Source organism: Methylobacterium sp. EM32 (assembly GCF_040593685.1).
GTDB lineage: Bacteria > Pseudomonadota > Alphaproteobacteria > Rhizobiales > Beijerinckiaceae > Methylobacterium.
Window position 1 is genome coordinate 1 of record NZ_JBEXZS010000134.1, and the last position, 12,147, is coordinate 12,147.

Consider the following 12,147-nt stretch of genomic DNA (forward strand, 5'->3'; position numbering starts at 1 on the left):
GGGCGGCTCGGGGGCGCAGGGGGTGAGGTGCAGGCTGAAGCGCGAGCCGTGGCCGACCCGGGATTCGAGGCTCAGGCGATGCCCGAGGGCCTGGGCCGAGCGGCGTACGATCGACAGGCCGAGGCCGAGCGCGATCTCGCCGTCGACGCTCTCGCGTCCGCCGCGGTGAAATTCCTCGAAGATCAGGTCCTGCTCGTCGGCCGGGATGCCGGCGCCGGAATCGACCACGTCGATGCGGATCTCGGGGCCCCGCGTCCTCGCCGCCACCAGCACGCCGCCGGCGGCGGTATAGCGGATCGCGTTCGAGACCAGGTTCTGCAGGATGCGCTGGAGCAGCACGAGGTCGCTCGCCACCCAGGCCCGGCCGCCGCGCACCGACAGGCGCAGGCCCTTGCGCGCCGCGAGCGGCCCGAAGCTCGCCTCGATGCTCTCCAGCACGTCGGCGACGAGCACGGGCCGCACCACCGGCTGGATCAGCCCGGCATCGAGCTTCGAGATGTCGAGCAGCGTCTTGATCAGGTCCTCGATCGTCTGCAGGCCGCGCTCGACCTGGCCGACGATGGTCCGCGCCTCGGGCCCCACCCGCATGTCGGCGAGCGCCGAGATCGACAGCCGCGCGGCGTTGAGGGGCTGGAGCAGGTCGTGGCTCGCCGCGGCGAGGAAGCGGGTCTTCGAGCGGTTGGCCCGCTCGGCCTCCTCCTTGGCGGCGGTCAGGTCCAGGTTCGAGCGCTCGAGGCTGCGCATCAGCGCCGTCAGCTCCTCGGTGCGGGAGCGGACCTGGCCCTCCAGGGTGATGGCGGTCTGGAACAGCGAGTAGGCGCTGCCGCGCTGGTCCATCGTGCGCTCGACCTGGGACATCAGGGCGGCGTTGATGCGCTCCAGCTTGGCGATGCGGCGGTGGAGCGCCGCGACGTCCTCGGCCGCCTCCCCGCTCCTCGCCTCGTCCGCGCCGCTCACGGGCCGGCGGGCCGGCCGATGGCGATGCCCGTGAAGGTCTGGTTCAGGTGCATCGAGCGGTACTGCTCGCCGTAGGTCTCGAAGCCGACGACGTTGTAGTGCCGGTAGAGGTCGGCGATGCTGTGGCGGACCTGGTGGATCTCGGCGTCGAGGCGCCGCAGCACGCATTCGAAGCCGATCACCAGGTCGACGCCGCCGAGCCGCGCGTCGAGCCGGGCCAGCTCCTCCCGAGTCGCCTCGACCAGGTCCTTCTGGCGCGCCAGCGTCAGCACCACGCCGCTCTCGATGGCGCAGTGGAAGCTCAGGGACTGGTCCGGGTTGAGGTGGCGGATCGAGCGGCAGAAATAATCGCCGCCGACCCGCACCACGAGGGGGTGCGCCGCAAAGCTCGTGGGAGTGAGCGCGTCGGGATCGAGGCCGAGCGCGTTGGCGTACTCGACCGCCGCCGGCTCGGCGTTGAGCTCGCGCACGGTGCGCTGCTCGTGGTCGGTGTCGGTGACCACGAACTTGACGCTGGTCGGCTCGAAATTGTCGTTCTTGAAGATCTCGACCGGGAAATCTGACTCGATCAGCAGCAGGATCGCGGCCCGGCGATGCACCTGCCCGTCATGGATCAGCGCCGTCTCGGAGAAGGTCAGCTCGTCGCCGGCCGAGCCGCCGACGAGCGGAACCCCGTCGAGCCCGTAGCCGATGGCGGCGATCACCGTCTCCTCGGCATTGGCGAGGCCGTCGATGAGCGAGATCGCGAACCGCTGCCCGCCGCGGGAGATCCGCTCGTGGGCGCAGCGCAATGCGCGGATCGAGGCGGCGGCGCGCTCGGCGTCGAGGTGGTCGACCGCCTCCAGCACCGTCGAGGCGATGCGGAAGCCCTCGTGCGGGAAGGCGATCGCCACGAGGCCGCGGTCGAGCCCGGCCATCGGGCTGATCTCGCCGGACGAGGTGCAGCCGGCGACCCGCACGCCCGGGAAGGCGCGGGCGAGCGCCGCGTTCAGCGCCTCGACCCCGTAGACCGGCGAGAAGAAGATGACGAGATGGGCGATGCGGGCGATGTCGAGAGAGGCGGCGAGCGCCGCCACGGCGGCCTCGGCCCCGGCCGCCTCGGTCCAGGCGGTCTGGATGCCGCAGCGATGCGAGCGCGTGCGCGTGTCCTCGCCCAGCCCCTTACTCGGTTCCTTGCCCGGCATGGCTCGCGCCGAGTCTGCCCGCGCCAAGGTGTCCAGCACCAAGCGGTCCCTCCCGTGTTGCCGGCTCCGTTGCGGCATTGCCGCCATTATGCGGCGCGGGGATGCGGCTGGCAACAAAGGCGTCAAGGGTGCGCAGGCGCGGCCGGTGCGGCGGCCACGCCTGCGCTGGGGAACGGACGGGCGATCGCCCCCGCGATCAGCGGCCACGCCGCCCCACGCGACGCCGCCGCCAGATGCCATTGTCCGCTCCCACCCGCTCCGCGGTGAGGAGGTCCTTCGGCCGCCGAGGTCGCACGACGATAGGACCGGGGTGGCGCCGGCCACCATTGGACCAATGTGCAGGGCGGAGAGGATACGGAGGATCCATACCAAAGCATGGTGGCTGCTGAGGGACCCGCATGCTAACCCTTTCTTCGACTTATGGGTGCGGCAGCGTTGCTGCACTCGATTTGCGAGTGCGCGTGCCGTGCGGCCTTCCGTGCGGTCCCGCGCCGGCGAGAGGATGATCCGCTGCGATGGTGGGATTGACCGGTCCGGCCCCTGGGGTGTCTCTTCCACGGCCGGACGGAGCACCGACGCCCGTCGCGGAGGGGTCGGACATGCACCTGATCATCGTCGACGATCACCCGTTGTTCCGCGATGCCCTGAGCAGCGCGGTCCGCCTCGCCTTCCCGGCCGCCGAGGTCGAGGAGGCGGACGGCATCGAGAGCGCCTGCGCGGCCCTGTCCCGCGGCCGCTCGATCGACCTGACGCTGCTCGACCTCACGATGCAGGGCGTCAACGGGTTCGACGGGCTGATCGCGATCCGCACCCGCTTCCCGCGCATCCCGGTGCTGGTCGTCTCGGGCCTCGACGATCCGCGCATCGTGCGCGAGGCGCTCGCCCACGGCGCCGCCGGCTTCGTGCCCAAGGCCGCCGGCAAGCCGGTGCTGATCCGCGCCATCACCGACGTGCTCAACGGCGCGGTGTTCGTGCCCGAGGGCGTGACCGGCCCGGCGGAAGCGCCCGGCCGCAAGCCCGGCAAGGCGCCGATCGCCGAGCGCATCGCCGAACTGACCCCGCAGCAGGTCCGGGTCCTCCTGATGATCCGCCAGGGCAAGCTCAACAAGCAGATCGCCCACGAGCTCGGCGTCGGCGACTCGACCGTGAAGGCCCACGTCTCGGAGATCCTGCGCAAGCTCGGCGTCATCAGCCGGACCCAGATCGTCATCGAGACGGCGAACCTGGATTACGATCATATTCTGGCGGGGTTGCCGTCGAGTTGATCGAAGAACGTTCAATCAAAACGCATCCACCTCGACACCGCTCGACGTCATCCCGGGGCTCGCCACAGGCGAGAACCCGGGATCCATCACCGCCGACCTCGTAGAAGGAAGATCATCCCGTTCCACCTCGTCCTGCATCGTCAGCGTTGATGGATCCCGGGTTCCTCTGCGCGGCCCCGGGATGACGATGGAGGGTGTGAGAGCTTTCCGTCACGAGCTTGAACCGCCCCTCATCCATCCTTACGACGAAAGTCTAATCCTTCCCCAGCGTCCCCGACTCGCCGCCGCATTGGCAGCCCCCGGCGTTTCCTTTACCCGAAAGTCGAAGGAAGCCGCCGAAGCCCGTTTTCAGCCCGGCGGCGTAGCCGGGAGGAAACCGCATGACAGCCGTCCGGAAACACGGACCCTGGGCCCTCGTGGGCGCGCTCGGGGCCGCCGCCCTCGCCGTCGTGGCGACGCAGCGCGGCGAGAGCATCAACGCCCTCTGGATCGTCGTCGCGGCGGTCTCGGTCTACCTGATCGCCTACCGCTACTACTCGCTCTACATCGCCGACCGCATCATGCGGCTCGACCCGACCCGCCAGACCCCGGCCGTGCGCCACAATGACGGGCTCGATTACGTCCCGACCGACAAGTACGTCCTGTTCGGCCACCATTTCGCGGCGATCGCGGGCGCCGGCCCGCTGGTCGGCCCGGTGCTGGCCGCCCAGATGGGCTACCTGCCGGGCCTGCTCTGGATCCTCTCCGGCGTGGTGCTGGCCGGCGCCGTGCAAGACTTCATGGTGCTGTTCGTCTCGATGCGCCGCGACGGCCGCTCGCTCGGCGAGCTGATCCGGACCGAGCTCGGCACGATCCCGGGCGTCGTCGCGTTGTTCGGCGCCTTCCTGATCATGGTCATCATCCTGGCGGTGCTGGCCTTGATCGTCGTCAAGGCGCTGGCCGAGAGCCCGTGGGGCACCTTCACGGTGATGGCGACGATCCCGATCGCGCTGCTGATGGGCGTCTACTCGCGCTGGATCCGCCCGGGCCGCATCGGCGAGGTCTCGATCCTCGGCTTCGTGCTGCTGATGGCGGCGATCGTCTTCGGCCAGAACGTCGCCAACGACCCGACGCTGGCGGCGATGTTCACCTTCACCGGCACGCAGCTGTGCTGGATGCTCATCGGCTACGGCTTCGTCGCCTCGATCCTGCCGGTCTGGCTGCTGCTGGCGCCGCGCGACTACCTCTCGACCTTCCTCAAGATCGGCACCATCGTCGGCCTCGCGCTCGGCATCCTGGTGCTGGCGCCACATCTCCAGATGCCGGCGGTGACGAAGTTCGTCGACGGCACCGGGCCGGTCTGGTCGGGCTCGCTGTTCCCGTTCCTGTTCATCACCATCGCCTGCGGCGCGGTCTCGGGCTTCCACAGCCTGATCTCGTCGGGCACGACGCCGAAGCTGATCGACAACGAGGTCAATGCCCGCTTCATCGGCTATGGCGGCATGCTGATGGAATCCTTCGTTGCCGTGATGGCGCTCGTCGCCGCCAGCGTCATCGATCCGGGCGTGTACTTCACCATGAACTCGCCGGCGGCGGTCGTCGGCACCACGGCCGAGAGCGCGTCGACGGCGGTCACCGCCATGGGCTTCCCGATCTCCGCCGACACCATCAAGCAGACGGCGTCCGACGTCGGCGAGCACACCGTGATCTCGCGGGCCGGCGGCGCGCCGACGCTGGCGGTCGGCATGGCCCACATCATCTCGAACGTCATCGGCGGCAAGGCGATGATGGCGTTCTGGTACCACTTCGCCATCCTGTTCGAGGCCCTGTTCATCCTCACCGCCGTCGATGCCGGGACGCGGGCCGGGCGCTTCATGCTCCAGGACCTGATCGGCGTCGCGGTGCCGGCCTTCAAGGACACGTCGTCCTGGGGCCCGAGCATCGTGGCGACGGGTCTCTGCGTCGCGGCCTGGGGCTTCTTCCTCTACCAGGGCGTGACCGACCCGCTCGGCGGCGTGAACACCCTGTGGCCGCTCTTCGGCATCTCGAACCAGATGCTGGCGGCGATCGCGCTGACGCTCTGCACCGTGGTCATCTTCAAGATGAAGCGGGAGCGCTACGCCCTCGTCACCATCGTGCCGACGCTGTGGCTCGTCGCCTGCACCCTGACCGCCGGCCTGCAGAAGGTCTTCTCCGCCGATCCGCGGGTGGGCTTCCTGGCGCATGCCGACCGCTACGCCACCGCGCTCGCCGAGAACAAGGTGCTGGCGCCGGCCAAGAGCGCCGACCAGATGCGCCAGATCATCTTCAACGACCGCGTCGACGCGGTGCTGGCGCTGGTCTTCGTCGGCGTCGTGGTGGCGATCATCGCCTTCGGCGTCCAGGCCTGCCTCAAGGCCTACCGGGCCGACCGCTGGACCGCCGTCGAGGCGGATCCGCGGGCGGTGCCGGCGGCGGCGGAGTGAGCCGATGGGCACCGAGACCTTGCGCGAGCGCTGGACGACCCTGACGCGCTGCGTCTGCGACGGGGCGCGGCTGATGGTCGGCCAGGGCAACTATGACACCTACGTCGCCCATATCCGCAAGACCCATCCCGACCAGCAGCCGATGACCCCGACGGAGTTCTTCCGCGAGCGCCAGAACGCCCGGTTCGGCGTCGGCGGCCGCGGCGGCTTCCGCTGCTGCTGACAGTCCCGCCCGCGCAGGGCTTTAATCCTGCGCGGGCGAAACAACACGCAATGCCGGATCCGGTTCCGGCAAAGACGAAAGGCGTTCACGAGTCTTTCAGGTTACACCCGTAACGCTTGCGGCGGGATGATGGCAGGGACGTCGCAAGTCGCCGCTGCCCCAACACGATCCGGTAAAGCGTGCCTTAACTAGGGCTGATCGGACAGCATGGCGGCGGCGCGCAATCGGCACGGCTGAGCTGACCGGGGCGGTGCTACAGATGGGGTCCCTCATCCGCACACGCCGTTAGCCCCGTGGCCACCCTGACACTCCCCGTCGCCGTCCCCTCCGCCCGCCCGGCCTTGCCGGCCCTGCTCGGCGATCAGCCGCTGCGCGGCATCGTGCTGGTGGTGGTCTCCACCGTCTTCCTGTCGAGCTCCGACGCGACCGCCAAGTACCTCACCGGGCAGCTCTCCGGGATCGAGGTGGCGTGGCTGCGCTATGTCGGCTTCCTCGCCGTGATGCTGGCGGCGGCCGTGGTGCGGGCGCATCTCAAGCGCGGCGCCTCGCCATTCCGCAGCGCCCGGCCGGGCCTGCAGGTGGTGCGCGGCGTCGCCCTCGTCGGCTCCTCGCTGCTGTTCCTCGCCGGCCTGCGCACCCTGCCGGTGGCCGAGATCACGGCGATCGCCTTCGTGTCGCCGATCTTCGTCACCGCCCTGTCGATCCCGGTGCTCGGCGAGAAGGTCGGTGCCCGGCGCTGGGCCGCCGCCCTCGTCGGCTTGCTCGGCGTGCTGATCATCGTGCGGCCGGGCACCAGCGCGTTCCAGACCGCCGCCCTGCTGCCCATCGTCTCCGCCCTGTTCTGGGCCGCCGCCCTCGTCGTCACCCGCAAGATCAACGGCTACGACGCGCCGCAGACCACCATGACCTGGTCGGCCATCGTCGGCTTCGTGATCCTGTCAGGCTTAGTGCCCTTCGTCTGGGAGACCCCGAACCTCGACCAGGTCGCGATCGGCGCCGCGATCGGCTTCATCTCCACCGCCGGGCACTGGATCGTCACCATCGCCTACCGCCACGCCCCGGCCTCGACCCTGGTTCCGTTCTCCTACAGCCAGATCATCTGGGCCGGCCTCCTCGGCTTCCTGTTCTTCGGCACGGTGCCGGACGCCTATATGGGCCTCGGCGTGCTGGTGATCTGCGGCAGCGGCCTCTACACCGCCCACCGCGAGCGGATGCGCCGGGTGCCTGCCCCGACCGGAGTGCTGCCGGCGGGTGGGGTGCGCTGAAGGGCCTTCCCGACCACCGTCGCATCGATCCTCCCAGGCGGCCGGCTCATGCCGGCCGCCTGTTTTTCTGATTATGTCTGTCGCCGAACCCGCAGACCTCGTCCTTGACCCAAGGGCAATACCGCAACATCATCTCGAGAGCTGATCCCCTTCGTACCGAGAGATCGTTCCCGGAGGATGACGTGGCCCATTTCCTCATCCTGCTCGTCTCGAACGCCATCAGCGTCGTCCTCTACGAGATCATGCAGGTGGCGCTCGTCGGGACTCTGGATCCGGCCATCGTGCCCCTGGCGGCAGGGCTGGCGGCCTGGTCGACGATGGTCTTCGTGAGCCTGCTCCGCCCGGTCGAGCGGCGCTTCACGAGCGACCAGCGCCTCGGCTGGCTCATCGGCAGTCACTTCAGCTTGATCTACGCGGTGATGCAGGGTGCCCCGCTCTGGCGCTTGCCGGATGGCTACAGCACGTCCGTCGTCACGGCCGTGCTGTGCCTGCCGGTGATCGCGCTCTCCCAGATCACGATTTGCGCCGTGTTCACCCGCGAGGAGCGCGACGGGTGGAGCTTGCGCGCGTGTAGGCGCGCCGCGGCGACATCGGGCGCCCCGACCGCCTGATCCGGCGCCGCCCTTCCAACACGTCCTCAACCCCTCTAAGGACACGCCTCCCCGTCGCCCCCGAATCGCGGAGTCGTCATGTCCAGCATCACCCAGCGCATCGCCACCGAACTCGGCGCGCAAGAGTGGCAGGTCAAGGCGGCGGTGGAGCTTCTGGACGGCGGCTCGACGGTGCCGTTCATCGCCCGCTACCGCAAGGAAGTGACCGGCACCCTCGACGACGCGCAGTTGCGCACCCTGGAGGAGCGCCTGCGCTACCTGCGCGAGCTGGAGGCCCGCCGCGTCGCGATCCTCGAGAGCGTGCAAGGCCAGGGCAAGCTCGACGACGCGCTGAAAGGTCAGATCCTCGCCGCCGACACCAAGGCCCGGCTCGAGGACCTCTACCTGCCGTTCAAGCCGAAGCGCCGCACCAAGGCGCAGATCGCCCGCGAGGCCGGCCTCGGGCCGCTGGCCGAGGCTTTGCTCACCCGCCCCGACCAGGTACCGCTCAAAGCCGCCGCTCCGTTCGTCGACGAGGGCAAGGGCGTCGCGACGCCGGAAGCGGCGCTCGAGGGCGCCCGCTCCATCCTGGTCGAGCACTTCGCCGAGAATGCCGAATTGGTCGGGCAGTTGCGCGAGGCGTTCTGGACCCGCGGCAAGCTCGTCTCGCGGGTACGCGACGGCAAGGCCCAGGCGGGCGCCAAGTTCTCCGATTATTTCGACTTCTTCGAGCCCCTGACCCGTCTGCCCTCGCACCGGGTGCTGGCCCTGTTCCGGGGCGAGAAGGAGGAGGTGCTGGACCTGCGCCTCGACGAGGCACCGGAGGGCGTCGACGCGCAGGCGCTCTATGACGGCCGCATCGCCCTCTCCGCCGGGATCCAGGATCGAGGCCGGCCCGGGGACCGCTGGCTGATGGAGGCGGTGCGCTTCGCCTGGCGCACCAAGCTCCGGCTCTCGATCGAGCTCGACCTGCGGGCGCGCCTCTGGGACGCCGCCGAGACGGAGGGGGTGCGGGTCTTCGCCGGCAACCTGCGCGACCTGCTCCTCGCCGCCCCCGCCGGCGCCCGGCCGACGCTCGGCCTCGATCCGGGCTACCGCACCGGCGTGAAGGTCGCGGTGGTGGACGCCACCGGCAAGGTGGTGGCGACGGACACGATCTACCCGCACGAGCCGCGGCGCGACTGGACCGGCTCGCTGATGACGCTGGCGAAGCTCTGCCGGGCCCACGGCGTGGAACTGGTGGCGATCGGCAACGGCACCGCCTCGCGCGAGACCGATCGTCTGGCCGCCGAGCTGATCGCCAAGCAGCCGGAGCTCAAGCTCACCAAGGTGATGGTGTCGGAGGCCGGCGCCTCGGTCTACTCGGCCTCGGCCTATGCCAGCGCGGAACTGCCGGGCCTCGACGTGTCGTTGCGCGGTGCGGTCTCGATCGCCCGGCGCCTGCAGGACCCGCTGGCGGAGCTGGTGAAGATCGAGCCGAAGGCGATCGGCGTCGGGCAGTACCAGCACGACCTGGCGGAGGGGAAGCTGTCGCGCTCCCTCGACGCGGTGGTGGAGGATTGCGTGAACGGCGTCGGGGTCGACGTCAACACGGCATCGGGCCCGCTTCTCGCCCGGGTGTCGGGCTTGAGCGAGCGGGTGGCGCAGAACATCGTCAGCCACCGCGACAGCAACGGACCGTTCCGCAGCCGCTCGGGGCTGAAGAAGGTCGCGGGGCTCGGGCCGAAGGCGTTCGAGTTGTCGGCGGGCTTCCTGCGGATCCAGAACGGCGACGACCCGCTCGACGCGTCGGGCGTGCACCCGGAGGCCTATCCAGTGGTGCGCCGCATCCTCCAGGCGACGAAGAGCGACATCAAGGCAGTGATCGGCAACGGCACGGTGCTGAAGGGCCTGAACCCCAAAACCTTTACCGACGAGACCTTCGGCCTGCCGACCGTCACCGACATCATCGCCGAACTGGAAAAACCCGGCCGCGACCCGCGCCCGACCTTCAAGACCGCGACCTTCCAGGAGGGCGTCGAGACGATCGGCGACCTGAAGCCCGGCATGGTGCTGGAGGGGGTGGTGACCAATGTCGCGGCCTTCGGGGCCTTCGTCGATATCGGCGTGCACCAGGACGGGCTCGTCCACATCTCGGCCCTGTCCAAGACCTTCGTGAAGGACCCGCGGGCGGTGGTGAAGCCCGGCGACGTGGTGCGGGTGAAGGTCCTGGAGGTCGATGCCCCGCGCAAGCGCATCTCGCTGACGATGCGCCTCGACGACGAGGTCGGCGCAAGGCCGCCGCGGGAGCAAGGCGGCCAGCATCGCGACGCGCCCCGGCGGGACGCGCCGCGCCCGCAAGGACGCCGCGAGGAGCCGGCGGGCGGTGGGGCGCTGGCCGACGCCCTGCGCAAGGCGGGGCTCGATCGCGGGACGCGGCGCTGACGGGGGCTCTTGCCTCGCACGGATGCGCTCGTTAGCGCAGCGCCCGATCGCGTGGCAGCACGGTCCACGACACTGCTCCAGGTCTTTGATTTGCCGCATACGGACGCCAACCTGGTCGACCGATCCGTAAGCCACAGCGGCGACTTGCCCGATCCCTCCGCGCGCTCCTGCCGTGTCCCGCGAAATCCGACGATCCTGCGCCCGGCCGGCGCCCAGGTGCCGTAAGGATCCCGCAACCATCGTGGGGCGAGACTGGGAACGGAACGGCAGAGCTTCGAGTTGAGCGCGGCCGATCCGGGAGGCATCCTTGAGACGTCCCTTCCTCTCCCTGCCCGGGCCGCGCCTTGCGGCCTGCCCGCACCCTTTCCTCAGGCCGGGCCCGGCGTGACCGGCCAACCCTCGCGACGCCGGTCCCACGAACGTCCGGCCGTCTGATCCCCGTTCGACGGCTCGCAAAACCGCCCTGGCGGCGCCATCATGGGCGCGCCCGCCACTGCCCGCTTCTCGCTTGCACGAACGTCCCTTGCACGACCGTTCCCCGAAGCAAGGCCGTGTCGAGACGACGGCCCCCCCGATCCCCCGGCCGCCGCGGGCGGCGCGGTGGATCCCGCACGCGATCCTGGTCGCGGGCCTGCTCGCGACGGGTCTCAGCACCGCCCTGATGTGGCGGGCCGGGAGCCTGCGCGACCGGCTGACCTTCCTTCACGCCACCGACATCGAACTGCGCACAGTCGAGGACCAGTTCCGGACCTACACCGCCCTCCTGCGGGGCGGAGCCGGCCTGTTCGCCGCCAAAAGCGACACCGTCACGCTGGCCGAGTTCCGCGCCTACGTGCAGCGGATCGAGTTCCAGGAACTGTATCCCGGCTTCCTCGGCATCGGCTTCACGCCGGCGATTCCGGCCTCCGAGCGCGAGCGGTTCGCCGCCCGGGCCGCTGCGTTGGGCGTGCCGGATTTTCGCGTGCGCCCGCCGAGCGACTATCCCGTGCTCAGCCCGATCCTGTTCGCCGAGCCGCCGAATCCGCGCAACCAGGCCGCGATCGGCTACGACGTGATGTCCGATCCGGTCCGCCGCGACATGGTCGAGCGCGCGCGCGACAGCGGCCAGCCGGCCGCCTCGGCGCGGATCCAGCTCGTGCAGGAGATCGACGCGAACAAGCAGGCCGGCTTCCTGGTCGCCATGCCGGTCTATGCCGGCGGCACCGTCCCGCCCGACCTCGACGAGCGTCGGCGGCGCTACCTCGGATTCGTCTTCGGCGCCTTCCGGGCCGACGACCTGTTCAACAGCATCGTGGCGGCGGAGGCCGAGGAGGATGCCGCCTTCGCCATCTACGACGGCGCCCCCGGCGAGGCGACGCTGCTGCACCGCTCCACGGGGGCGCCGAACACGACGCCCGGCCGCCTCACGCGCGAGGCGACGATCGAGCTGGGCGGCCGCACCTGGACGGTGGTGTTCGAGCAGCGCGTCTCGGCCCGGCGCGCCTCGGCGCTGCCGGAGATCGGGCTCGTCTGCGGCGGCGGCCTCCTCGCCAGCGCCCTGCTCGCCTTCGCGGCGTTCCGGCAGCGCCGCACGCAGGACGAGATCCGCCGCCTCAACGCCTCCCTGGAGGCCCGGGTCGAGGAACGGACGCGCGACCTGCGGGACGCGGCCGAGAGCCTGCGGCAGGCCGGCGAGGAGCGCGCCCGCATCGAGGAGGTCCTGCGCCAGTCGCAGAAGATGGAGGCGGTGGGCCAGCTCACCGGCGGCCTCGCCCACGACTTCAACAACCTGCTCGCCGGCATCTCGGGCTCGCTG

The 12,147-nt window shown here is 70.3% G+C and carries 9 protein-coding genes; 7 read left to right on the forward strand and 2 right to left on the reverse strand.

Annotated elements, in window-relative coordinates:
* Positions 1 to 858 (reverse strand): HAMP domain-containing sensor histidine kinase (locus ABZT49_RS17420; protein ID WP_355287501.1); only part of this gene is annotated, 858 nt, incomplete at its 3' end.
* Positions 859 to 953: 95 nt separating this feature from the next.
* Entirely contained in the window at positions 954 to 2,141 is a 1,188-nt protein-coding gene (locus ABZT49_RS17425; RefSeq protein WP_355287503.1) for an FIST N-terminal domain-containing protein, read from the reverse strand.
* Between the two features lie 599 nt (positions 2,142 to 2,740).
* On the opposite strand from ABZT49_RS17425, the gene ABZT49_RS17430 reads away from it, so the two are divergent.
* The 7 genes from ABZT49_RS17430 to ABZT49_RS17460 all read left to right on the forward strand — a co-directional run.
* Positions 2,741 to 3,406, forward strand: a complete 666-nt coding sequence (locus ABZT49_RS17430) for a response regulator transcription factor (protein ID WP_093569523.1) — start codon at positions 2,741 to 2,743, stop codon at positions 3,404 to 3,406.
* Positions 3,407 to 3,786: 380 nt separating this feature from the next.
* Positions 3,787 to 5,850 carry a carbon starvation CstA family protein gene (locus tag ABZT49_RS17435; protein ID WP_355287492.1) on the forward strand — a complete coding sequence of 688 codons (2,064 nt, stop codon included), beginning with the start codon at positions 3,787 to 3,789 and terminating at the stop codon, positions 5,848 to 5,850.
* A gap of 4 nt (positions 5,851 to 5,854) precedes the next feature.
* Positions 5,855 to 6,073 carry a YbdD/YjiX family protein gene (locus tag ABZT49_RS17440; RefSeq protein ID WP_355287493.1) on the forward strand — a complete coding sequence of 73 codons (219 nt, stop codon included), beginning with the start codon at positions 5,855 to 5,857 and terminating at the stop codon, positions 6,071 to 6,073.
* Between the two features lie 293 nt (positions 6,074 to 6,366).
* Complete coding sequence (locus ABZT49_RS17445; protein WP_355287495.1) at positions 6,367 to 7,338, forward strand: DMT family transporter; 972 nt, start codon at positions 6,367 to 6,369, stop codon at positions 7,336 to 7,338.
* Between the two features lie 182 nt (positions 7,339 to 7,520).
* Complete coding sequence (locus tag ABZT49_RS17450) at positions 7,521 to 7,949, forward strand: hypothetical protein (RefSeq protein ID WP_355287497.1); 429 nt, start codon at positions 7,521 to 7,523, stop codon at positions 7,947 to 7,949.
* A gap of 78 nt (positions 7,950 to 8,027) precedes the next feature.
* Positions 8,028 to 10,352 carry a Tex family protein gene (locus ABZT49_RS17455; protein ID WP_355287499.1) on the forward strand — a complete coding sequence of 775 codons (2,325 nt, stop codon included), beginning with the start codon at positions 8,028 to 8,030 and terminating at the stop codon, positions 10,350 to 10,352.
* Between the two features lie 523 nt (positions 10,353 to 10,875).
* Positions 10,876 to 12,147, forward strand: a 1,272-nt coding sequence (locus ABZT49_RS17460; RefSeq protein WP_407943522.1) for a CHASE domain-containing protein, incomplete at its 3' end; no start/stop codon positions are given.

Excerpts from the sequence above, each read along its gene's own strand:
- ABZT49_RS17430 (WP_093569523.1), top strand. The coding sequence starts at position 2,741 with ATGCACCTGATCATCGTCGACGATCACCCGTTGTTCCGCGATGCCCTG.
- ABZT49_RS17440 (WP_355287493.1), top strand. The coding sequence starts at position 5,855 with ATGGGCACCGAGACCTTGCGCGAGCGCTGGACGACCCTGACGCGCTGC.
- ABZT49_RS17455 (WP_355287499.1), top strand. The coding sequence starts at position 8,028 with ATGTCCAGCATCACCCAGCGCATCGCCACCGAACTCGGCGCGCAAGAG.
- ABZT49_RS17435 (WP_355287492.1), top strand. The coding sequence starts at position 3,787 with ATGACAGCCGTCCGGAAACACGGACCCTGGGCCCTCGTGGGCGCGCTC.
- ABZT49_RS17425 (WP_355287503.1), bottom strand. The coding sequence starts at position 2,141 with ATGCCGGGCAAGGAACCGAGTAAGGGGCTGGGCGAGGACACGCGCACG.